Annotated in this window: 19 protein-coding genes; 7 read left to right on the top strand and 12 right to left on the bottom strand. The window is 61.5% G+C overall.

Annotation, left to right across the window (positions count from 1 at the left end):
- Positions 1 to 205 precede the first annotated feature (205 nt).
- From repB to ABID16_RS13060, 4 genes are all read right to left on the bottom strand, one after another.
- Entirely contained in the window at positions 206 to 1,258 is a 1,053-nt protein-coding gene (gene repB, locus ABID16_RS13075; protein WP_354556787.1) for a plasmid partitioning protein RepB, read from the bottom strand.
- A 26-nt stretch (positions 1,259 to 1,284) separates the two neighbouring features.
- On the bottom strand, positions 1,285 to 2,529 hold the full coding sequence (repA, locus tag ABID16_RS13070; protein ID WP_354556786.1) for a plasmid partitioning protein RepA: 1,245 nt from the start codon (positions 2,527 to 2,529) through the stop codon (positions 1,285 to 1,287).
- A 264-nt stretch (positions 2,530 to 2,793) separates the two neighbouring features.
- Positions 2,794 to 3,495, bottom strand: coding sequence for an RES family NAD+ phosphorylase (locus ABID16_RS13065; RefSeq protein ID WP_354556785.1), 702 nt, complete (start codon positions 3,493 to 3,495; stop codon positions 2,794 to 2,796).
- Complete coding sequence (locus ABID16_RS13060) at positions 3,492 to 3,905, bottom strand: MbcA/ParS/Xre antitoxin family protein (protein ID WP_354556784.1); 414 nt, start codon at positions 3,903 to 3,905, stop codon at positions 3,492 to 3,494. Before ABID16_RS13060 ends, ABID16_RS13065 begins: the two co-directional genes overlap by 4 nt.
- 156 nt (positions 3,906 to 4,061) lie before the next feature.
- Here ABID16_RS13060 and ABID16_RS13055 point away from each other — a divergent pair, with 156 nt between their 5' ends.
- Entirely contained in the window at positions 4,062 to 5,486 is a 1,425-nt protein-coding gene (locus ABID16_RS13055) for a phosphomannomutase (RefSeq protein WP_354556783.1), read from the top strand.
- Positions 5,487 to 5,519: 33 nt separating this feature from the next.
- Here ABID16_RS13055 and aroQ read toward each other — a convergent pair whose 3' ends face one another.
- Both aroQ and ABID16_RS13045 read right to left on the bottom strand, forming a co-directional pair.
- Positions 5,520 to 5,981, bottom strand: coding sequence for a type II 3-dehydroquinate dehydratase (gene aroQ / locus ABID16_RS13050; protein WP_354556782.1), 462 nt, complete (start codon positions 5,979 to 5,981; stop codon positions 5,520 to 5,522).
- A 110-nt stretch (positions 5,982 to 6,091) separates the two neighbouring features.
- Positions 6,092 to 7,231, bottom strand: a complete 1,140-nt coding sequence (locus tag ABID16_RS13045) for an MBL fold metallo-hydrolase (protein ID WP_354556886.1) — start codon at positions 7,229 to 7,231, stop codon at positions 6,092 to 6,094.
- A gap of 257 nt (positions 7,232 to 7,488) precedes the next feature.
- Between ABID16_RS13045 and ABID16_RS13040 the strand changes: the two genes are divergently transcribed.
- The 3 genes from ABID16_RS13040 (at position 7,489) to ABID16_RS13030 (ending at position 11,114) form a co-directional block, all read left to right on the top strand.
- A complete protein-coding gene (locus tag ABID16_RS13040) occupies positions 7,489 to 8,517 on the top strand; it encodes an enoyl-CoA hydratase/isomerase family protein (protein WP_354556781.1) in 1,029 nt (342 codons plus the stop codon).
- 14 nt (positions 8,518 to 8,531) lie between these two features.
- Positions 8,532 to 9,407 carry a 3-hydroxyisobutyrate dehydrogenase gene (mmsB, locus tag ABID16_RS13035; RefSeq protein ID WP_354556780.1) on the top strand — a complete coding sequence of 292 codons (876 nt, stop codon included), beginning with the start codon at positions 8,532 to 8,534 and terminating at the stop codon, positions 9,405 to 9,407.
- Positions 9,408 to 9,812: 405 nt separating this feature from the next.
- Positions 9,813 to 11,114 carry a pilus assembly protein TadG-related protein gene (locus ABID16_RS13030; protein WP_354556779.1) on the top strand — a complete coding sequence of 434 codons (1,302 nt, stop codon included), beginning with the start codon at positions 9,813 to 9,815 and terminating at the stop codon, positions 11,112 to 11,114.
- A 509-nt stretch (positions 11,115 to 11,623) separates the two neighbouring features.
- On the opposite strand, the gene ABID16_RS13025 is transcribed toward ABID16_RS13030, so the two are convergent.
- A complete protein-coding gene (locus tag ABID16_RS13025; RefSeq protein WP_354556778.1) occupies positions 11,624 to 14,314 on the bottom strand; it encodes an ATP-binding protein in 2,691 nt (896 codons plus the stop codon).
- A 154-nt stretch (positions 14,315 to 14,468) separates the two neighbouring features.
- Here ABID16_RS13025 and ABID16_RS13020 point away from each other — a divergent pair, with 154 nt between their 5' ends.
- Positions 14,469 to 14,954, top strand: a complete 486-nt coding sequence (locus ABID16_RS13020; protein ID WP_354556777.1) for a response regulator — start codon at positions 14,469 to 14,471, stop codon at positions 14,952 to 14,954.
- A gap of 18 nt (positions 14,955 to 14,972) precedes the next feature.
- On the top strand, positions 14,973 to 15,713 hold the full coding sequence (locus ABID16_RS13015) for an EAL domain-containing protein (protein WP_354556776.1): 741 nt from the start codon (positions 14,973 to 14,975) through the stop codon (positions 15,711 to 15,713).
- 18 nt (positions 15,714 to 15,731) lie between these two features.
- Here ABID16_RS13015 and ABID16_RS13010 read toward each other — a convergent pair whose 3' ends face one another.
- Complete coding sequence (locus tag ABID16_RS13010; RefSeq protein ID WP_354556775.1) at positions 15,732 to 17,054, bottom strand: NAD(P)/FAD-dependent oxidoreductase; 1,323 nt, start codon at positions 17,052 to 17,054, stop codon at positions 15,732 to 15,734.
- A 228-nt stretch (positions 17,055 to 17,282) separates the two neighbouring features.
- Here ABID16_RS13010 and ABID16_RS13005 point away from each other — a divergent pair, with 228 nt between their 5' ends.
- Positions 17,283 to 17,759 carry an Lrp/AsnC family transcriptional regulator gene (locus ABID16_RS13005; protein WP_354556885.1) on the top strand — a complete coding sequence of 159 codons (477 nt, stop codon included), beginning with the start codon at positions 17,283 to 17,285 and terminating at the stop codon, positions 17,757 to 17,759.
- A gap of 8 nt (positions 17,760 to 17,767) precedes the next feature.
- Here the strand turns inward: ABID16_RS13005 and ABID16_RS13000 are convergent, their stop codons facing one another.
- The 4 genes from ABID16_RS13000 to ABID16_RS12985 are packed head-to-tail and all read right to left on the bottom strand — an operon-like array spanning position 17,768 to position 21,471.
- Positions 17,768 to 19,423, bottom strand: coding sequence for an ABC transporter ATP-binding protein (locus tag ABID16_RS13000; RefSeq protein WP_354556774.1), 1,656 nt, complete (start codon positions 19,421 to 19,423; stop codon positions 17,768 to 17,770).
- Between the two features lies 1 nt (position 19,424).
- On the bottom strand, positions 19,425 to 20,276 hold the full coding sequence (locus tag ABID16_RS12995) for an ABC transporter permease (RefSeq protein ID WP_354556773.1): 852 nt from the start codon (positions 20,274 to 20,276) through the stop codon (positions 19,425 to 19,427).
- Positions 20,276 to 21,226 carry an ABC transporter permease gene (locus ABID16_RS12990; RefSeq protein WP_354556772.1) on the bottom strand — a complete coding sequence of 317 codons (951 nt, stop codon included), beginning with the start codon at positions 21,224 to 21,226 and terminating at the stop codon, positions 20,276 to 20,278. Before ABID16_RS12990 ends, ABID16_RS12995 begins: the two co-directional genes overlap by 1 nt.
- The gene (locus ABID16_RS12985; protein WP_354556771.1) at positions 21,223 to 21,471 is read right to left on the bottom strand and encodes a hypothetical protein; all 249 of its coding nucleotides are present in this window, start codon (positions 21,469 to 21,471) and stop codon (positions 21,223 to 21,225) included. Before ABID16_RS12985 ends, ABID16_RS12990 begins: the two co-directional genes overlap by 4 nt.
- Position 21,472 lies beyond the last annotated feature (1 nt).

Raw genomic sequence — 21,472 nt, 5'->3', positions numbered from 1 at the left:
CAGGCACATTTCATCATCTCGGCGCAAAAAAGCTCTGCGCAGACTCTTGACTTTGCCCGATGGAAGTGATTCTCTTGAACTGCTAGATAGAAGAGGGCTTCCGGGATGGTGACGTTTCGGGGGCCTTTTTTCTTGCTCGCTTTGCTCCTGTTGCTCGTTTCAGTGGGCCAGGATCGGGTTTAATCCCCTTCCCCAGCCATGATCTCTATTTCGCCTTCTGCTGATGGGCGTTCCACGCCTCCTCGATCAGCGTCGTGACGGTGGCTAAAAACGCCTCGGGAACGGGCGCCGTAAACTCGATGCGCGGCTTGCCGCCGCCTGCATAAACCTTGCCAAAGGCCTTTCCGTCGCGGCCGGACAGTGGTTCGCCCCGGTCGGGTTTAGGCTTCTGCTTGCGCGAGAGCCGGTCGAACAGCATCTGGAACCGCCTGTTTGTTTCGGCGGCGCGGAAACGTTGGGAACCTGCTTCGTCGCTTGCGATTTCTTCTGCCGCCGGACGCGACGAGAAGATTGCGCCGAGCGCCATCCAGCGTTCGCGTCCGACCTTCGGCGCCGGCCCGATATCGCGGGCAATGTGGAGCGGAATGCTGTCGGCGACCTGCAGCAGGCGGGAAACCTCGCTCTTCTGCACGCCGAGCGCATCTTCCACCACCTTGCGGACAAAACCGCGCTGGACGAGCGCCTGTGCGAAAAAGGCGCGCTCGATGAAGCTGAGGTCGCGACGCTCGGCATTTTCCTTGCCCTGCGCCAGTACCAGTTCGTCATCCGTTAGCGGGCGAACGATCGCCTTCACTTTCCGATTGAGGCTTCGCACTGCGGCAAGCCGGCGGTGGCCATAGGCTGTCTGGAACTGACCGGGCTTGTCGGGATGCGGGCGCACCAGGATCGGCACCTGCTGGCCGCTCTCGCGGATGCTGTCGACCAGCCCCATGAACTCGCCATCGGTTTCGCCGCGTGCAAAACGGTCTTCGACGAAGGAGGATTCGACCAGCGTGCAATCAAGTTCGACAATGCGCTCGCCCTCTTCGAAGGCCTGGCGCAGGTTGCGCGCCTCTTCCGCCTCACGGGCGAGCGAGCCCAGCGAAAGTCCCATGGCGCGCACGGCACCGGAAGCTGCGCGCTGCGGCTCGGGGGCGCGAGATGGCGCGACGGCGGGTTCTGATGGAGCCTGTTCTGCAGACTTGATTTCAGGCGCGACAGGCCCGCCTGGTCGCCCGGTGAACAATGCCTTCAATTCGTCGCGCCGCTTGCCGCTCATAGGGGTCTTCACTTCACTTCAACTCGTCAGACGCGGCCCCAGGCCGCATGGATCAATTGTTCAATCTCGACATTCACCGCATTCAGGCTTTCCAGCGCCCGGTCATAGGTCGCGCGGGTGAAATTCTCGCGGCCCACTTCGTAAAGTGTCTGCTTCGTCAGGCCCGCATCCGAAATGGCAGTCGACTTGACCATGGGTGCTGTCAGCACACGGTCGCCGAAAAGCGAGCGCATGAAGCCCGCGATCTGCGTTTGCGGACCGTCATTCGGTTCGTAGCGGGTGACGAGATAGCGCAGGAAATCGAAATTCAGCGCGCCCCCGGCTTCCCGGACGACCGACAGAAGGTCGGAGGTCATGAAAAGGAACTGGCTCATCGAGGCGACGTCGAGCATCTGCGGATGCACGGTGACGATAACCGAGGTCGAGGCGCAGAGCGCCGAGAGCGTCAGATAGCCAAGCTGCGGCGGGCAATCGAGCACGACGACATCGTAGTCGTCGGCGACTGTCTGGAGTGCTTCCTGCACGCGGGCGAAGAACAGGGCTTCAGAATGTTCGCCGGCTTTGCGGTTTGCCAACACCTGCGGCGTGACATGCTCGAACTCCTGCAGCTCGAGATTACCCGGCACAAGATCGAGCCCGGCGAAATAGGTCTTGCGAATGACCTCTCTCATTGGGCGCCGCTCGGCGTCATACCGGATGGCGCCGTAGAGCGTATCGTTGCCGGTGAGGTCCAGTTCCGGCTGGTAGCCGAAAAGCGCCGAGAGTGAGGCTTGCGGATCGAGATCGATGGCAAGGACCCGATGGCCGCTCATGGCCAGATATTGCGCCAGATGCACGGCCGATGTCGTCTTGCCGGAGCCGCCCTTGAAGTTGGTGACGGAGATCACCTGCAAATGTTCGCCGCGCTCTGCGTCGCGCCATTTCAGGTAGCTGCGCGCCTTCTGCGCATTTCCCTTGGCCAGCGCCTGTTCGGCCAGATGCTGGCGCAGCGCATGGATGTCGGCAAGCGAATAGAAGCGGCGGCCGGCAACGCCGGTCGAGGGTTGCGGCCCCTCGCCTGCCAGCGACAATTGCCTGAGATACCCGTCCGACACGCCGATCATCCTGGCGGCCTCGCCGGAGGTGAAGCCGCGCAGGACCTTTTGCGCTGCCGGCGGAAACAGCCGCTCGCGCATGGCCTTCAACTGGTCCGACAGCGCCGAGGCGTCCGCTGCGATCGTGATATCGGCGGGCGGTAGCGTCCGGCTTGCTGCGGTTGTGATGGTTGTCACGCGTCTTCTGCCTTGTTTCGCGCAAGCTCTCTGACGCTTCGTCAAGGCGGTATGAAGGAGCATTCCCTCTTACATCGCCATTCGTCAGTTACGCTTCTGCACGGATAAATTCCAACTTGGCGTAAAAGTGAGACGAAAGGCGAGTCGCGTCAAGCGTTAATTGCCGGCCGCTTCCCTTTGTTGTGACTCGTATTTTTGCCGGTGCGGACCGTGCTCAAGGCTATTGCCGAGCTGCTGTTGACAGCTGTCAACAGCCCCGGCGCGTCATCCGCGTTCGATCCTGAAGACGGTGTCCGTCTCCCGCTCGCGGATATGGTCGATTGCCGTGCCATTCCAGTGAAGGTCGTAGATGCGGCCATGAACGGGATTGGAGGCGAGATCGGGATAGAAGAGCGCCACGCATTCGCCGCCCGGCCAGCGCGTGCTTGGATAGACGATGCCATGCGCGCCCGAGGCGTGGAGCGGTTCGGCGACCCCTTGCGCGCCGGCATAGTTTTCCGCGTGCAGCCAGGCGGAAAATTCCGGATCGCGGATATCATGGAGGTCGGCGCTGACGGAGAGCACGATTTCCTGGCAGGAGGAAACCCAGCCTGCCGCCTCGCCTGTTGCGCGCAGGAAGCGTTCGTGGTGGTGAATGGTCTGCATCAGCGCCGCCTCGAGCGAATTGGCGGCATAGAGCACGCCATAGCGCCCGGTCGAAAAGCGGCTCGGCAGATCGTAGCTGACATGGGTGAAAGGCCCCATCAGCACGCCGGTGGCGTCCTCGACTCGATGGGCCTCGGCGACCAGTTCGATATTGCCGACGGATTCGGAAAGCCGTGCATCGGTCTTGCGTTCGGCCGAGGCCAGCAATGTCCAGTCTTCAGGGGCCGCAACATCGTCGAAAATGTTGATGCAGGACGTCGCCACGCGGATGAAGCGGCGCGCCTCCGGCCAGTCGACGCGGGTGACGGAGGGAAGTTTCACCAGCCGCCCCGCCCGGAATCGAGAAAGCGGCGAATGCGCATGATGTCGGTCAGCTCGCCATTCAACATGATGTCGAGCGCTGACTTGCCGCCGAAGACGGCATTGCCCTTGGAAATCCACTCATACGTCCGCTCGGGATCGCGGAAGATCATCCTCAGCGCCTTGTGAATGCCCATGAGGTTGGAAAGCCGCGCCTTTCCGTCCCGCGAGAGCCGTCCTATCTCGCCCGCCTTCCAGCGGCGATAGGTGCGGACCGGCATGTCGACCAGGATAGACGACTGCTCGTCGGTCAGCGACCAGCTCTTGAACAGCGCGACAGCCGCCCTGAACATGGCTTCGCCCTCCTCGTCCGTGACCGGTGAGGCTACATATTCGCGTGCGAGCGTTTCAAGTGGCTGCAAAGATACCATGTGTCGTCCTTTTTGCCAGAAAATAGGAGGTCGATTGCCATATGGCAATAGCGAAGAGCATGGAACCGCAAAGGCGGCGGGGAACCTTGCTGTTTCGTTGACCGTTGATGAACACATGTTACAAAGCGGCGCAGATAATCGAGGGATGGTGGCAGAATGAGCCTGAAATTTGGAACCAGCGGCCTCAGAGGCCTGTCCGAGGACCTGAAGGGGGAGCCGTCCTTTGTCTATGCGAAGGCTTTTGCGCTCTATCTGTTTAACTCAGGTCTCGCCCAGCCGGGTGACAAGCTGCTGATCGGCCGCGATTTTCGCGAGTCCAGCCCCGAAGTCGCCGCCAACTGCATCGGCGCCTTGCAGCAGGCCGGCCTGCAGCCCATCGACTGCGGCACGGTCCCGACGCCGGCGCTCGCCCATTACGGGCTGAAACTCAAGGCGGCATCGCTGATGATCACGGGCTCGCATATTCCTGCCGACAGGAACGGCATAAAATTCTATCGACCCGACGGTGAAATCGGCAAGTCGGATGAGACTGCGATTGCGGCGGCTGCGGAACTTGTGCGCGCAGATCGGGGCGCGTTGAAGTTCTTGCCCGGTGAAGGTGCGGACGGGAGCGCTGAGGCGACCGACCTCTTCCTCGCCCGCAACAAGGCCCTTTTGAAGGTGGGCTCGCTCACAGGTCTGCGCATCGGGGTTTACCAGCATTCGACGGTTGCCCGCGACATGCTGGTGGATGTGCTAGGCTCTTACGGCGCCGATGTCGTGCCGCTTGGGCGGTCCGAGACCTTCATCCCGGTCGATACAGAGGCGGTTTCGCCGGAGTCGATCAGGCTCATGCAGGCCTGGGCGCGCGAGCATGGGCTCGACGCGATCGTTTCGGCCGACGGTGACGGTGACCGGCCGCTCGTGGCGGACGAAACGGGCCTTCCTTTGCGCGGCGACCTTCTCGGGCTCATCACCGCTCTCTTCCTGGGGGCCGATACGGTGGTGACGCCGGTGACATCCAATTCCGGCATCGAGGCGGCTGGCGACTATCGCGTTGTGCGCACCCGCGTCGGCTCGCCCTTCGTCATTGCGGGGATGGAAGAGGCGCGCGGTGCAGGTGCTGCCGCCATTGTGGGTTTCGAGGCCAATGGCGGCACGCTGACGGGTAGCGATTTTCAGGTGAACGGCGCAGCGTTTGCTGCACTTCCGACCCGCGATTGCTTCCTGCCCATTCTGGCCGTGCTTTCTCGGGCGGCTGAAGACAAGGTTTCGCTGTCGGCCCTGTCGAAGACCTTTGCACTGCCCGTCGCAGCGGCCGACCGTCTGGAGAATTTTGCCACCGAACGCAGTGCGGCTTTGATGGCCTATTTGCGCGGGTCTGCCGGGAACCTCGCACGCTTCCTTAAGCCGATTGGTGAGGCCGCTCATACGAGCGATATCGACGGGCTGCGCGTGACGCTGAAAGACGGCCGCGTCATCCATTTCCGCCCCTCCGGCAATGCGCCGGAAATGCGCTGCTATGTCGAGGCGAAAACGGAGGAAGACGCAGCGAAGCTGCTGGAAGCCGGCCTGGCGGAAATCCGCAATTTCAAGGCCTGACAAGGATCGTGACGACGGCGGTTTTAGGCGGGCTTAATGGCCCGCCTTTTCTTTTGCAGCGGCGACTTTTTCCACCACGCTGCGAAGGCCGAGCTGGTAGCCGAGCGTGCCGCAGCCTGCGATCACGCCGTCGGCGCGCAGCGAGACATAGGAATGGTGGCGGAAGCTTTCGCGCTTGTGGACGTTCGAAATGTGGACCTCGACCACCGCGCCTTCGAACGTATTCAGGGCATCGAGGATCGCCACCGACGTATGGGTGAAGGCAGCCGGGTTGATGACAATGCCGACCGCCTTTTCGCGTGCCTCGTGGATCCAGTCGATGATCTGGTGCTCGGCATTCGATTGATGAAAGCGGATATCGTAGCCGAGTTCGCCTGCGAGCTTCCGGCAGTCGGCCTCGACATCGGCCAGCGTTTCATGGCCGTAGATATGTGGCTGTCGCTTGCCGAGAAGATTGAGGTTCGGGCCATTGAGAACGAAGATCGTGTCCGGCATATGCGGGCTCCTGAAAGAAGTGATTTCGATTGCTTATCCGCTCGCGCCGCGTTTTTCAAACGGTGGTGGCGGAGGCTTCCGAGTTGACAGCTGTCAACGCCTCGCGACCGTCACCCTCTGAACACCCTCTGAACACCCTCTGAACACCCTCTGAACACCCTCTGAACACCCTCTGAACACCCTCTGAACACCCTCTGAACACCCTCCATGTCCCTCACGAACACGAGATTTCCGCGATGAATCAAGAGGTTCACATGCGCGTGCGTTTCCGAGAAGGCGAAGCTCATCTGGTGCGGATCGAGCGGCCGGGGAAAGAGAACGGGAACGAGGTCAGCCACCGTCATGGGCCGCGCCCGCACGGCAGAGAGAATGATGTCGCAGCGTTCCTCGTGATGGGCGAGAATTTCGCCGATGCGGGTGTGAAGCCCGTAGAAGGGCAGTTCGTGGCCTGGCAGCACAAACGTGTCGTCCGGCAGGCCGGCAGCAATGGCGCCGAGGCTGCGGGTGTAGAGGCCGAGCGGGTCGCCGTCGGGCTCCACAGCCCAGACGCTGACATTGGGCGTAATGCGGGCGAGCACCTGATCGGCAGCGAACAGAAGTTTTGCCGACGCATCGTAGAGCATGATCTGTTCCGGAGCGTGGCCGTCGCCGGACAGGATGTCGAAGGTGCGGCTTCCGATCTTCAGCTTCTCGCCGGCGACGAGCCGAAAAAACGTCAGCGGCAGCGGGGTGACCATGCGGAGATAGAAATTGCCCTGTGTCGAAACCGTCTCGGCGGTCGCATCGCTCATGCCATGGGCGCGGTAGAAGGCGCGATAGGCCTCGGAGCCGAGCGCGTCAGGGCTCAGCGAGATGTTGTTGCAGGCGAGAAAGCCCGTCTGGCTGGTCAGGAGCGGAATTCCAAACTCGGCACAGAGCCACCCGGCAAGACCGATATGGTCGGGGTGGTGATGCGTCACGATCAGGCGGGTCAGGCGCTTGCCCTTGAGCGGGCCCGCAAGCAGCGCCTGCCATGCGTCCTTGGTTCGGTCGTCGGCAATCCCGGTATCGACCGCCGCATATCCGTCGCCGTCTTCGATCAGATAGATGTTCACATGGTTCAGCCGGAAGGGCAGGGCCAGCCGCGCCCAGAGGATGCCCGGTGCGATCTCCATGCAGGCGCCGTTCTCGGGCGGCGTTGTCATGGGAAAGGTTATGGGGCGGGCGGCAGCGGGGGAGGCTGCAATTTCGGCTGCGGCCGAATGGGACATGGACACACGTGTTTCCTTCTGGTCTTTTCGACCGAGAGTGCCGTCATCGAGCGCTGCATGGCAAGCCCTAAGCGAGGCTTATCATCCTAAAGGTGACTTGCGAGGATGGCTTGCCTGTTCCTATAGTCGCCGCGCATAGGGAGGAGATCGCGCTCACGGGTGAATCGAACGGCTTGAATTGCGCGTGGATTCTGTAAATGGAATCAAGATTTTGAGTTGCGAAACGCGTCTGGCAGCAGGAGGAGGTGCGGCCGCAGATGGATGATGTGAAGACCAGGACAGAGGGCAGGGCGGGTATCGTCACGCTCGCGCGGCCGCAGGCGCTCAATGCGCTGTCGCATCCAATGAGCCTTGCCATCGAGGCGGCTTTTGACGCATGGCGCGACGATCCCGCCATTGCCCTTGTCATCATGGAAGCGGAGGGCGAAAAGGCCTTCTGCGCGGGGGGCGATATTGCAAGTATCTACCACCAGGCCAAGGCCGGCGCGCTGCAGCCGGCGCGTGACTTCTGGCGCGACGAATATCGCCTGAATGTTAAGATCGCCGAGTACCCCAAGCCGATTGTTTCGTTCATGCAAGGTTTCATCATGGGCGGCGGCGTAGGTCTTGGCTGCCATGGCAGCCACCGGATCGTCGGGGAGAGTTCCAGGGTTGCGATGCCCGAATGCGGCATCGGCCTCATTCCGGATGTCGGCGGATCGCTGATCCTCGCCCGCGCTCCGGGCCGGGTGGGGGAATATGTCGGGCTCACGGGCGAGCGGTTGAACGCGGCGGATGCGATTTTTGCCGGTTTTGCCAATCTTTATGTACCGGGTGAGGATTGGCCGGCGCTGAAGCGCGGGCTGATCGAGACGGGCGATGCCACGCGCGCAGAAGAGGCCGCACGCCCGGTTGAAGGCGCAACCCTGCCGGGGCTCATGCCCATGCTGGACCGGGTCTTTTCCGCTGAGACGCTGAGCGAAATCCTTGAACGGCTGGAAGGGGAGGGGGGCGAGACGGCCGAAAAGGCGCTTGCCGCCATCCGCCGCAGCTCGCCGATTTCGCTCGCCGCCACGCTCGAAATTCTGCGTCGGGCGCGGGGTTTCTCATCCGTCCGTGAGGCCGTGGCGCTGGAATATCGCTTCACCTGGCGGTCCCATGAATTAGGCGACTTCGTTGAGGGCATTCGCGCGCAATTGATCGACAAGGACCGCACGCCGCACTGGAAACATCCGGCAGCCGACGCCGCACCGGCGCCATATATTGCCATGATGCTCTCCAGCCTGGGCGAAAACGACATCCAATAACGGGAGGAATCAACATGAAGATCGGCTTTATCGGGCTCGGCAATATGGGCGGGCCGATGGCGCATAATCTGGCGAAGGAGGGACATGAGGTCCTGGGCTTCGATCTCGCTGCCCCGATGCCGGAGGGCGTGCACAAGGCTGCGACAGCCGGCGATGCCGCCCGTGGCGCCGATGTGGTGATTACCATGCTGCCGAACGGAGCTATTTTGCGCGCGGTCGCCGGCGAAATCATCCCCGTGATGCGCAAGGGAGCGGTGTTTCTCGATTGCTCGACAGTGGATGTGGCAAGCGCCCGCGCCGTCGCCGCCGACGCGGAAGCAGCAGGCATGATGGCAATCGATGCCCCTGTTTCCGGCGGGATCACTGGTGCTGCAGCCGGAACGCTCACCTTCATGGCCGGCGGTTCCGACGCTGCATTCGCGGTGGTGAAACCGCTCCTTGATATCATGGGGCAGAAGGCCGTGCATTGTGGCGGGGCAGGGGCGGGGCAGGCGGCCAAGATCTGCAACAACATGATCCTCGGCGCGACCATGATCGCGACCTGCGAGGCTTTCGCGCTTGCCGACAAGCTGGGCCTCGACCGGGCCAAGATGTTCGATGTCGTCTCCACGTCATCCGGCTATTCCTGGTCGATGAATGCCTATTGTCCGGCCCCCGGCGTCGGACCGAAGTCTCCAGCCGACAATGGCTACAAGCCCGGATTTGCCGCGGAACTCATGCTGAAGGATCTGCGGCTATCGCAGGAAGCTGCCCGAAGTGTTGACGCCGACACGCCCATGGGTGCGCGTGCGACCGAGCTTTATGCGTCATTCGTGGAAGAGGAGGGAGGCCGCAGCCAGGACTTCTCCGCCATGCTCCCGCGCTTCGAGAGGCGGGGCAGGAGCGGGTGACAGGTTTTACCGGGCTGGTTCGCTTGTGAACAATAATGGTCCGCCTGGTGCGGACATTTGGCCAGATTCGCCAGGGTACAAGAGATGATTGAGTATGAATTCTAACAGCGATTGCAAACCTTTGAGTAGAGAAGCTTAAATTTGCAACATGAGATTTATTTAGTTATTTATAACTGATGAATTGTAGCAAAAAATCGCCTATTCATCTGAATCGCGAGGTTATTTTCAGAATTAGATAACGCCTTCGTGCAATTGTGACCCCACTAATCGGGCGATGATACAGTTACGCCACGCGTCCCGCGTGTTGGAACAATATTCGTCTTGAATTATAAGGCGAAACATCTTTTGACACGCAGGTTCCTGTTCAATTTGTTTGGGGCACTCCTCCGAGGCCGGCAAGCCAGCATGCCTTTGATGTTTGCCCTGCTGTTTGGCGGTCTGATGCTCGCGGCTGGCGGTGCTCTGGATATCGCCAATGTCATGAAAGTACGTTCCAACGTTCAGAATATGGCCGATAGCGCCGCTCTTGCCGGTGCGTCCCAATACCGGCTCGGCAATAGCGACACGAACGTGGTCAAGCAGGTCGCGCTTGCCTTCGCCAGATCAGCGCTTGAGTCTGCCGGTATTCAGGGAGAGCCGACGGCGACCGTGAACGAGCAGGACAGGTCGGTCACAGTGGCGATCTCGGCTACGGTGGTCCTGCGCTTTATCCGGCTTGGCGGGGCGGTTGGCTATGGGATCAATTCGAAAGCGGTGGCCCGTGCCGGCAGTTCGAGCGTGATCTGCCTGCTCGCGCTGGGCGAAGGGTCGGTCAATCTCGGTGTGGCCAATGGCAAGGTGACAGCCAGCAAATGCAACACCCACTCAAACTCCAAGGCCAGCGACGGGCTGGTTGTTGAGGGTCTGGGAACCATTTCGTCCAAGGTCATTTGTACGAGCGGCGGCTATGTCGGAGCGGAAAATGCGTTCGATCCCGCTCCGGCAACGGACTGTCCGGTAGCCGCCGACCCCCTTGCCTCGCGGATGGCACCAAGCGAAACCAAGTGTGATTACACCAATTTCAAGGTCGAGATTGGCCTGCAGACGCTGCGTCCCGGCGTCTATTGCGGTGGTTTGGTCATCGACAAGCCGACCCGTGTGCGGATGATGCACGGGACCTATATCATGAAGGACGGCCCCTTGGTGCTGACCAATGCGGCCTCCCTCAACATGGTCGACGCCGCCGTGTATCTGACGGGGAAGGATTCCGTTCTCTATTTCGACTATACGTCGTCGCTCGATCTCAGCGCGCCGGTCTCCGGACCGCTTGCCGGCATTCTCTTCTTTGAGGACCGCAATGCTCCTGCAGGTCGCCTTCACCAGATCGGCAGCCGCATCGCACCGCAACTACTGGGTACAATCTACCTCTCCCGTGGCCGACTGGTCGTCGGTCAGCTGCCCACCGACGGGCTTCTGTCGTTCGATTGCAAGTTGCAGGGGCTCACGCAGAGCCATCCGCTGCTGGCATCCGTGCTGCCCAAGGTTGCGCTTGTGCCATGCCCGCTGCCACAGATCAGTCTGGCGTTGCAATCGGCGTGGACCCTCATCGTCGCCAGAGAGGTTTCCGTCAACGGCGGGGTGAACCTCGTGCTCAACGCCAACTATGACGCCTCGCCGGTCGCGCCTCCGGCCGAAGCCATGGCAGATTCGACGATCCTCACGCACTAAGGTTCTACCCGGCGGGATGAAAGCCTTTGCGAAATACGCTATCTCCTTGCTTTATCTGGGTTTAGACGGGAGACTGGAGCGCGGTTCCGCTACCGTTGCAATCGGCGATCAAGGCGGTGCCGGCTGAGACGACCGCCAAGCCGGAGGTCATTTTTTTGATCTCTTTCAGCGCGAGCGAAAGTAAAAAGCCATTAGGCTTTCGTTACTTTTTCTTGGCCATTCAATTCAGGAGGTTATCCCGGAGCCTACGGAGCGCCCCCGTTGGTAAAAGGACCGTTCGGGCGGATTCGCCGCGTTCATATGGGCAGGGTCGAGTGGAGGCAAGGCGGGAGGTCCCATAAAGTCATTTTGGACGCATGCCCCTGCCGGTCATGCGTCTCACCCGGCCTGGAGTGTCCCCAAGGGTTGTCCGAGCAGGGCGGTGCCTGCGCCTGGCACTGCAGCGCACCGCACCGTCTTCAGCTGCCAGGGTAAGGAACGCGTCGGAACGCCTTCGGATCGGCGGGCGCTCACATGCGCTTGCGCCAGTCGCCGATGGCGCGGATGACCGTTTCGCGGTCTTCCGCCAGCCGGTCGATTTCGGAGATTTCGACAAGGGACTGATCTTCGCGCGCAATGCGCTCGAAGCGGGCCGCGGTTTCGGCAATGGCGCGTGCGCCGACATTGAAGCTCATCGATTTCAGGGCATGGGCGACGCGGCCGAGGCGCTCGACATTTTCCGTCGTCACCGCCTCACGCAATTCGGTGATCCGGTCTGCCGACTGCGCCTCATAGAGCCCGACGATCCGGTCCACGACGGCAAACGCGCCGCCGGCCATCTTCAGTAGATCTTCGAGGACAGCAAGATCGAGCTGACCTTCGGCTGCCTCCGTCTCGATCTGGCCTTCAACCGGAACGGCATGCGTTCCGGTTGCATGGGTGCCGATCACGTCGGCCAGCCGCGCCAATGTGAAAGGCTTGTGCAGCACGCCATCCATGCCCGCCTCGCGCCACGCGTCTGCGGCTGTGCCGATGACATGGGCTGTCAGCGCAACGATCGGCGTGCGCTCGCGGTTGCCCTCGGCTTCGGCGGCGCGGATTTCGCGCGTCGCATCGAAGCCGTCGAGTTCTGGCATCGACCCATCCATGAGCACGAGGTCATAGCGGGTCTTGAGGACCGCATCGACCGCCTGCCGTCCGTCTTCGACGAAGTCGGCGACGATCCCGAGACGGCGAAGGGCTGCATCGGCGACCTCGCGGTTGACTTCGGCGTCGTCGGCAACCAGCACCTTGAGACCGGCGAATGTCGGCGTTGCCGTCTCGCGCTGGTCGGCGCCGCGCGTGTCTTCGCTGAGCGGACGACCTGCAATGAGCCGGCTGACGATCTCATCCAGCTCGAAGGCGGATGCGGGCCTGATCAGCACGCCATCGGCGCGTCGCGATGGCAGAAGCGTTTCGGCGCGCTCGTCGGCAAAGCCGACGGCCACGATCGCGCCCGAACCGTCGAGGTCCAGCCTTGGCTGTTGGGAAAGACGGTCGAACGCCGCCAAGACCAGTTGTGCGCCGACGGCGCTTTGCTCCAGCGCTTCTGCGCCGACCGTTTCCACTGCGAATCCCGCCTGTTCGAGATAATGCGCCAGCGCAGTCTCTGTCTGCTTTCCGGCGACCGAGACGACGGCGCGCGGGGCTGAAGCCTGTTCGCCGCTCCAGCGGGCCCAGCCGGATTCGGAAGAGGGTGTTGTCAGGGGAAGCGAGAAGTGGAAATTCGTACCCTCGCCAAGCGTACTCGTCACTGCGATCTCGCCGCCCATGGCGGTGACCAGCCTGCGGGCGATGGTGAGGCCGAGCCCGGTGCCGCCAAACTGGCGCGTCGTCGTCTGGTCGGCCTGCGAGAAGGCCTCGAAGATCGTGCCGAGCTTGTCTTTGGCAATGCCGATGCCGGTGTCGATGACGGAGAAGCGGATGCGGTCCTCCCCATCCGGACCGACATGAATGGTCACGCCGCCGGCTTCCGTAAACTTCAGCGCGTTGTTGACGAGGTTGCTGAGCACCTGTCCGAGCCGCGTTGGGTCGGCATCGATGCGCGTGTTGCGCGGCAACTCGATGAGCGCTGCGAGATCGAGCTTTTTCGTATGCGCACGGTCGGCAAAGAGGCGGAGTACGGTATCGACCGCCTCGAAGGGGCTCACCTCCAAATGCTCGACATCAAGCTTGCCGGCCTCGATCTTGGAGAGGTCGAGAATATCGTTGATGATGGCGAGAAGGCTGGCGCCCGAGCGGGCGATCACTTCGGCCTGCTTGCGGGAGCGCTCCGGCATGTCGCTGCCGGCCAGCAGCTCGGCCATGACGAGAATGCCGTTCATCGGTGTGCGGATTTCGTGGCTCATCGTCGCCAGGAAGTCCGACTTGGCGCGGTCGGCGGCAACAGCCTCGGAGGCGGCGCGCTGATAGTCGGCGGTGCGGTCGGCCACATCCTGTTCCAGCCGCTCGCGGTGCCTTGCGAGCCGTTCGTCGCGTTCGTGAATATCGGCGATCATGCCGTTGAAGCCTTCGACCAGAAGGCCCACTTCGTCATTGCTCTCGCGCGGCAGCACCACGCGGTAATCGTGCTTGACCTTGATCTGTGCCATGGCACCGGCCAGCCGCGTCAGCGGGCGGGTGATGGCGCCCTGCAGCCGCAATGCAATGATGATGGCGATGATGAGCGCTGCGCCGCCGCCGAGGAGGGCGGTTTCGACGGCTGCCCAGACAAGGCCCGGCAGATCGCGCGTGTCGCCGATGAGGCGCAACAGCCCGATCTGCTTTCCGGCCTGAACGACGGGAACCTGAACCTCGATGGTACGGCTGCCGAGAATGTCGCCAATCGAGATCTTCTCATCCGGATTGGTCAGCACGAGGTCGCTGGCAAGCTGTTCCGTCGCACCGAAATCGGCAAGTGTTTCGCCGTCGGGCAGGTTCAGTCCGACATAGACCAGACCCTCGATGCGGCCCATGCCGCGCATGGCGCTCTGCGCTGCCTGGACATCGTGCGTGGCAGCAGCATTGGCTGCCGTCGACGCAATGATTTGCGCAACCGAAAAGAGTGACTGGGGGCGCGATATCGCGTAGCGAGATGCTTCCTGCCAGGCCGTGAAGGTAATGACGAAGATTTCGGCAAGGGAAATGGCGCCGATAACAAGGAGTACTAATTTGGTTCTGATCGAAAATGATCTTTGCGCCATCGTCTTGGTTTCTTCAAAATTGTGCCGTTTATGGAAATGTAAACCAAGCCTCCTTACAAACTCTTAGCAGCTCGAGCGGTATATAGTTTTTGATATCTGAAGCCGTTTGGAGCCAGCCTCGTGTCGCATCCGGCACCAGACAGACGAGAATGAAATGGCAACAGTCGCGCGAAACGTAAAATTCGACTATGTCGAGACCGACACGCTGAGTATTCTGGCGGTTGATGATGATCCGATCCAGCGCGAGTTCTGCTCCGTCTACATGACGACGCCGACGGTGAGCGTGGAGACGGCCGACTGCGCGGAAGCCGGGCTGGAGCGTCTTGAAGCCCAGGAATATGGTGCGCTGCTGGTTGACGTCGATATGCCGGGCATGAGTGGCATCGAACTCGTTGGGCTGCTGCGCAGCCGGCCGGAATTCGACAGGATGCCGATCATGGTCATCACCGGCAATGAAGACGTTCCCTCCATCGATGCGGCCTATGCGGCCGGTGCGACGGCCTTCATGTGCAAGCCGGTGAACTGGCGGCTGCTGTCCCATCAGGTTCGCTTCATGGTGCGCGCGCATCGCGCGCTGCTGGCGGCGGGCGAAGGCGTTGGCGGCTTGACGGCGGACGGGACGCCGGCCGCAGCGCAATGAGGAGGCACGGGTTCCGGTTTGCAGGATAAGTTTCTCGATCATTTGACGCTGCACTACCAGCCGCAGATGACAGCCGACGGCCAGGGTGTGGCGGCGGCAGAGGCCCTGCTACGCGTGGCTCAGCCAACCGGCGATTTCACAAACACGGCCGATGTTCTGGCCTATGTCGAAAAGACCGATCAGGTCGAGGTGCTGGACTGGTGGATTGCCGAGCGTGCCTGCCGCGATGCGCTGCGCTGGCCGGGCCTGTCGATCGGTATCAACCTGTCGGCCGGCCGATTCCGCGATCCGAATTTCGCGCCGCGCTTCATCGCGATGGTGAAGGAGATCGGCGTTCCCGCGACCCAGATCGAGCTTGAGATCGTCGAAAGCTCCTATATCGAGGATTTCGAGACGGCGAACCTCAATATCAATGCGTTGCGGGCTGCCAAGATCCGCATCGCGCTTGATGATTTCGGCACCGGCTTTTCGTCGCTGACCTATCTTCTCAAGATGCCGGTCGACAAGCTGAAGATCGACAAGTCCTTTGTCGACGGGCTGGGTGATCTCAAGTCGACGGCCATCGTCCATGCCGTCGTGGCGCTGGCGCGCGCCGTGGGCCTGAAGATCACGGCCGAGGGCATCGAGAACGAGCATCAGTGGAAACTGCTGAAGCTTGCCGGTTGTCATTACATGCAGGGCTGGCATTTCTACAAGGCCATGGACCCGGATGCGCTGACCGCGCTGCTTTCCGAATTCCGCATCGTCAAACCATTCTGATCGGCGCGAAGGCCGGGCTCAGAACTCCGCCACCTTGCCCCAGGCCGACGCGTTGAAGCGGGAGGGGTGATAGGGCCTGGGATCGACAATGGGTTCGGCGCCGGTTGCGATATCGGCGATGAGATGGCCAGCACCCGGACCGATGCCGAAGCCGTGGCCGGAAAAGCCGGCGGCGAGAATGAAGCCCGGCAGGCTCTCCAGCTCGCCGATACCCGGCACACCATCCGGCGTGGAATCGATATAACCGGCCCAGGTGCCTGTGATTTTCGTGCTCTTCAGCGCTGGCAGGAGTTCCAGCGCGCGTTGATGAATGAGGCGGAGCGTGCCCTGATCCGGTTTCGGATCGAGGATGCGCATGTGCTCCATCGGCGTCGGCCGGTCGAGCCGCCAGCGGGAAACGGTTTCGTGCCCGCCTTTCATGCCTTCGAGACCGCCGGGGGAAAGCAGCTGCCAGCGCTTGAGGAACATGGGCAGAAATTGCGGCAGGAACCGCAGCTGTTGCGGTGTGAGATCGACGCGGGCGCGGCCACTGATCGAGAGCGTATAGTCGCCATTGCTGCGCGCCGTAACCGAAATATCCTTCGTGTGTAGCGCCGGCGGAATGCCCTCAGCACCGGATACGGCGACAATGGAGGACCGGATGGAGGCTTGCGGGAACCGTATGCCGAGCTGCCGGCAGAACGACGAGGCCCAGGCACCGCCCGAGAGGATCGCGATCTTGGTGCGGATCGTGCCGCGTTCGGTCACGACGGCGCTTAGGCGCCCGCCCTCGGTCTCGACGCCGCGCGCCGCGCAGTTCTGGATGACGGTGCCGCCAAGTTTCATCACGGCCCGCGCGACGGCGGGTGCTGCCTTCGAGGGATCGGCAATACCGTCGGTCGGCGAAAACACGCCGCCTTTCCAGGAGCGGCCCGTCGCCTTGCCCTTCTCGGCAGCCTCTGCGGCGGAGAGCATATGCGTCGTCACGCCTGCGGTCTTTGCGAAGTCGCGCCAGCGCGCCCAGCCTTCAATTTCGGCTTCGTTGTTGCTCAGATAGAGGAGGCCGCAACGGCGGAAGCCGATATCCTCGCCGGTTTCGGCCACAAAACGCTCCCACAGGTCGAGGCTCTTGGTGGAAATGGGGAGTTCGCGCGCGTCGCGGTTCTGCTGGCGGCACCAGCCCCAGTTCCGGCTCGACTGTTCAGCCCCGATACGGCCTTTCTCCAGCAGAACGGTCTTCAGGCCGCGCTGAGTCAGGAAATAGGCGGTAAAGACACCAACGATGCCGCCGCCGATGACGACGACATCGGCCTCTTTCGGCGGGTTTGAAGGGGTCTCGATGAGGGTCAACGGTGCGGGCATCGGAATCTCCAATTCTGAGACCCAGACTAGGCGCTTGCTGCGGGCATGCGGAACCGCAGTTACAGCCGCGACAGCAGAAAATTCCGGTCTCGTCGCGCGCATCGAAATCTTATGCGCCGTTTCATATTTGGCGGCTTGATGGACAAGCGATCCGTCTATGCTAACCTTGCTTCACACACGCGGCAGAATTTTATGCTGCAAGAGACGAGGGAAGGCGGCAGGCGCATGATGAAACTCGATCGGACGGATATCAAGATCCTCTACGAGCTGCAGAAGAACGGCCGCATCACCAATGTGGAACTGGCCGATCTCGTGCATCTGTCGCCTAGCCCTTGCCTGATGCGCGTCAAGCGCCTGCAGGCCGAAGGCTATATCGAGGGCTATTCGGCGCAGATCAATCTCGGCAAGCTCGGCCAGACGTTGACCGTCTTTACCGAGATCACGCTGAAGAACCATCGTCAGGTCGATTTCGCCCGCTTCCTGGCCGTGGTCGACAAGATCGACCAGGTGATCGAGTGCCATCTCGTCTCCGGCGGTTACGATTATCTCGTGAAATTCGTCACCGCCGGTATCGGCGAATACCAGACGATCATGGAGCGCCTGACCGACATGGATATCGGCATCGACAAATATTTCAGCTTCGTCGTGCTGAAATCGCCGATCGTGAAGTCGCACCTGCCGCTGACGAGTTTGTTTCCGGTGTAGGGCGAAGCTCAAGCCCCGCCATACTGCCGCAGCAACTCCGGCTCCAGCACCAGATTGTCGAGCCAGGTCGGGTCGAGTTTCGGCACGGAGGAGAAGAGCAGTTTCGAATAGGGATGGGCTGGCGTCTTCACGTCCTCGCGCGTCAGGTGTTCAACTTTTTCGCCGCGATACATGACCACGATCTCGTCGCAGATCGCCTCGACCACCGAAAGGTCGTGACTGATGAAGATGTAGGAGAGGTCGAGTTCGCGCTGCAATTCCTTCAGCAGTTCGATGATGGCAGCAGCGACCACGGTGTCGAGCGCTGAGGTGATCTCGTCGCAGATGATCAGCTTCGGGTTGGCGGCCAGAGCGCGTGCAAAGTTGATGCGCTGCTTCTGCCCGCCGGAAAGCTCGGACGGGTGGCGATAGCGCAGCGCCTTTGGCAGTTGCACCATGTCGAGGAGTTCTTCGACGCGGGCCGCCCGTGCCTTGCCCGACAGGCCGTGATAGAAACTCAAGGGCCGGCCGAGAATGTCCTCGATGGGCTTGGCCGGGTTGAGCGCCGTATCGGCATATTGGAAGACGATCTGCATCTCGCGCAGCGCCTCGCGGGAACGACGTCGCGCGTTGTGGTCGACTTCCTTGCCGTCGAAGATGATATTGCCGGCACTCGCAGGCAGGATGCCGGCAATGGTGCGCGCGAGCGTCGATTTCCCGCAACCGGATTCCCCAATAATGCCGAGGTTGCGGCCCTTCTCGACCGAAAGGCTTACCGAGCGCACGGCCGTCATGAAGGGCAGTCCGTCGGACTGGATGGGGCCATAGCCGGCGATCACGTTCTCGATTTCGAGAAGTGGAGCTGCCTTGTCGGTTCGTTTGCCGGCAAATTGTGTTTCCTTCGGCTCGAAGGCGGCCAGAAGTTCCTGCGTATAAGCGTGTTTGGGTGTCGAGAGGATTGTTTCCGTCGTGCCCTCTTCCTGGACCTCGCCGCCCTTGAGCACGACGATGCGATCGGCGATCTGGGCGACGACGGCGAGGTCGTGCGAGACATAGACGCCGGCAATGCCGCCGGCCTTCATCACCGACTTGAAGGCTTTCAGCACGTCGATCTGGGTCGTCACATCAAGTGCCGTGGTCGGCTCATCGAAGATGACGAGCTTGGGATCGCCGATCAGCGCCATGGCGGCGGCAAGCCGCTGCAACTGGCCGCCCGAAACTTGATGCGGATAGCGCCCGCCAATCGTTTCGGGAGAGGGAAGCGACAGGGCCCTGAAGAGTTCGATGGCGCGCTCGCGCGCCTTATCCGGTGTCATCAGGCCGTGGATACGTGTCACTTCGATGACCTGGTCCATGATTGTCTGCGACGGGTTGAAGGCGGCGGCGGCACTTTGCGGCACATAGGCGACATCCGTACCGCGCAGGGCCGAGCGCTCGCGCTCTGAAAGCTTTGCCATGTCCTTGCCATCGACCAGAATGGCGCCGCCCGCGATGCGGCAGCCGGGGCGGGTATGGCCCATCAGCGTCAGCGCAATCGTCGTCTTGCCCGAGCCGCTTTCGCCGATTAGCGCGACGATCTCGCCCCTGGCGATCTCGATATCGACGCCCTTGATGATCTCGATGCGCCGGCCGGAATCCGTGGTCGCCTCGACATGCAGGTTCTTGATTTCGACAAGCTTGCTCATATCAGGCGCTCCGGTCGCGGATCTTGCGGGGCAGGTTGTCGATCAGCAGGTTGACGCTGATCGTGAGACTGGCAATGGCAATCGAGGGCGCAATGACCGCCGCCGAGCCAAAGGACAGGCCCTGAATGTTTTCATGCACCAGTGCACCCCAGTCGGCGAGCGGCGGCTGTACGCCGAGCCCGAGGAAGGAGAGGCCCGATAGAAGCAGCACGATGAACACGAAGCGCAGCCCGAAATCGGCCAGAACCGGCCGGATGATATTGGGCAATATCTCCGACGCAGCCAGATAAAAGGTGTTTTCGCCGCGAATGCGGGCCACCGTGATGAAGTCCATCGTGTTGACGTTCACCGCCAGCGCACGGGCGAAGCGATAGGAGCCCGGAATGTAGATGACCGCGAGCGTCATGATCAGGGCGGGCAGCGACGAGCCGACGGCGGCCACGACGACCAGACCGAAAAGCTTGCTCGGAATGGAGATCATCGCATCCATGAACCGGCTGAGCACGGTATCGAACCAGCCGCCGATGACGGCTGCCGCCATGCCAAGGATGACCCCGCTGCCGGAGGCGACGAGAACGCCGGCTAGCGCAATGCCCAGCGTGTAGCGGGCGCCGAGAATGATGCGCGAGAGCATATCGCGCCCAAGATAATCCGAACCCAGCCAGAGCTTCGAACTGATCGGACCGAAATAGTCCATGTCGATGATCTTGCCGATCGGATAGGGCGCGATATGCGGCGCCAGAATGGCGACGATGGCCCAGAAGAGAATCACCACAAAGGCGACCATGCCGACGGGGCTGAACGTGTAGCCGAAATAGCCGGAGCGGGTGGGCGACAGGGCGCTTTGCGTCATCAGCGGAGCCTCGGATTGGACAGGATGGCGATGATATCGGCAATGGTGATCAGGATCAGGTAGCCGAGGCAGAAGATCAGCGCGCAGGTCTGGATCAACGGGAGGTCGCGCGTGGCGACCGCATCGACCATGAGCTTGGCGATGCCGGGATAGTTAAAGATCGTCTCGATGATGATCACCCCCCCGATGAGATAGGAGAGCGAGAGTGCCAGCGCATTGACGATGGGCCCGAGCGAATTGGGCAGCGCGTGCCTCAGCACGATCCGGCTGCGCGAGGCGCCCTTCAGCAGCGCCATCTCGACATAAGGGGTCGACAGCGTCTCGATCACGGCGGCACGGGTCATGCGGATGATTTGGGCGGAGACGACGAAGGTCAGCGTCACGACCGGCATCGCATACATGCGCAGCAGATCGTAGATCGAATGAACCTCATTGACGAAGGAAATGGCAGGCAGCCATTTCAGATAGACCGCGAAGATCAGCACGGCCGTGGAGGCGACAACGAATTCGGGAACCGAGATCACGCCGATGGTCAGCACCGTGACGATGCGGTCATACACCGAGCCGCGCAGGACGGCGGCGGTGATGCCAAGCGTCAAGGCGAGCGGAACTGCCACCAGGGCCGTGATGCCGGCGAGTTCCATTGTGTTGACGAACCGATATCCGATCAACTGTGCGATGGGCATGTTATTGGCATAGGACGTGCCGAAATCGCCGGTCAGAACTCCTGCCAGCCAACGCAGAAACCGCAACATTGCCGGTTCGTCCAGATGCATGGCATGACGAAGCCCCGCAACCGCTTCCGGTGTTGCGGCCTGGCCGAGCAGAATGGCCGCTGTGTCCCCCGGCAGCATGTTGGTTGCGAAGAAGACCGCGAAAGAAACGATGAGGAGGGTGATCACGCTGAGGAACAGCCGCTTTCCGATCATGCTTGCGATTTCAGCGTTCATGAGATCTCTCCAGCCGCATAGTCGAGGAACGACAGCCAAACCACGTTTTGGATTTTTGGATTAAAGCATGCCGAGCCGAAATAAGCTGCGGTCTTGTTCGACGGAGCGTGCCCGACCGCACTCCATAAGCGGAGCTGGCCGCTGCCACCCGGTACATGCGAAGGCCGCTTGCCGGCCTTCGCATGCCGCATGAATGAAAGTTGGTCCTGGAGGGCCTCAAGCCCTCCGAACGTTTTCATGTCCATT

The sequence above is a fragment of the Limnomicrobium aquaticum genome (assembly GCF_040545545.1).
Classification (GTDB): Bacteria; Pseudomonadota; Alphaproteobacteria; order Rhizobiales; family Rhizobiaceae; genus Ensifer_A; species Ensifer_A aquaticum.
Note: the sequence above shows the minus strand (reverse complement) of the source record. Positions and strands in the feature narration are given on the sequence as shown.

Excerpts from the sequence above, each read along its gene's own strand:
- repB (WP_354556787.1), bottom strand. The coding sequence starts at position 1,258 with ATGAGCGGCAAGCGGCGCGACGAATTGAAGGCATTGTTCACCGGGCGA.
- ABID16_RS13060 (WP_354556784.1), bottom strand. The coding sequence starts at position 3,905 with ATGGTATCTTTGCAGCCACTTGAAACGCTCGCACGCGAATATGTAGCC.
- ABID16_RS13055 (WP_354556783.1), top strand. The coding sequence starts at position 4,062 with ATGAGCCTGAAATTTGGAACCAGCGGCCTCAGAGGCCTGTCCGAGGAC.
- aroQ (WP_354556782.1), bottom strand. The coding sequence starts at position 5,981 with ATGCCGGACACGATCTTCGTTCTCAATGGCCCGAACCTCAATCTTCTC.
- ABID16_RS13045 (WP_354556886.1), bottom strand. The coding sequence starts at position 7,231 with ATGTCCCATTCGGCCGCAGCCGAAATTGCAGCCTCCCCCGCTGCCGCC.
- ABID16_RS13040 (WP_354556781.1), top strand. The coding sequence starts at position 7,489 with ATGGATGATGTGAAGACCAGGACAGAGGGCAGGGCGGGTATCGTCACG.
- mmsB (WP_354556780.1), top strand. The coding sequence starts at position 8,532 with ATGAAGATCGGCTTTATCGGGCTCGGCAATATGGGCGGGCCGATGGCG.
- ABID16_RS13030 (WP_354556779.1), top strand. The coding sequence starts at position 9,813 with ATGCCTTTGATGTTTGCCCTGCTGTTTGGCGGTCTGATGCTCGCGGCT.
- ABID16_RS13025 (WP_354556778.1), bottom strand. The coding sequence starts at position 14,314 with ATGGCGCAAAGATCATTTTCGATCAGAACCAAATTAGTACTCCTTGTT.
- ABID16_RS13020 (WP_354556777.1), top strand. The coding sequence starts at position 14,469 with ATGGCAACAGTCGCGCGAAACGTAAAATTCGACTATGTCGAGACCGAC.
- ABID16_RS13010 (WP_354556775.1), bottom strand. The coding sequence starts at position 17,054 with ATGCCCGCACCGTTGACCCTCATCGAGACCCCTTCAAACCCGCCGAAA.
- ABID16_RS13005 (WP_354556885.1), top strand. The coding sequence starts at position 17,283 with ATGAAACTCGATCGGACGGATATCAAGATCCTCTACGAGCTGCAGAAG.
- ABID16_RS13000 (WP_354556774.1), bottom strand. The coding sequence starts at position 19,423 with ATGAGCAAGCTTGTCGAAATCAAGAACCTGCATGTCGAGGCGACCACG.
- ABID16_RS12995 (WP_354556773.1), bottom strand. The coding sequence starts at position 20,276 with ATGACGCAAAGCGCCCTGTCGCCCACCCGCTCCGGCTATTTCGGCTAC.
- ABID16_RS12990 (WP_354556772.1), bottom strand. The coding sequence starts at position 21,226 with ATGAACGCTGAAATCGCAAGCATGATCGGAAAGCGGCTGTTCCTCAGC.
- ABID16_RS12985 (WP_354556771.1), bottom strand. The coding sequence starts at position 21,471 with ATGGACATGAAAACGTTCGGAGGGCTTGAGGCCCTCCAGGACCAACTT.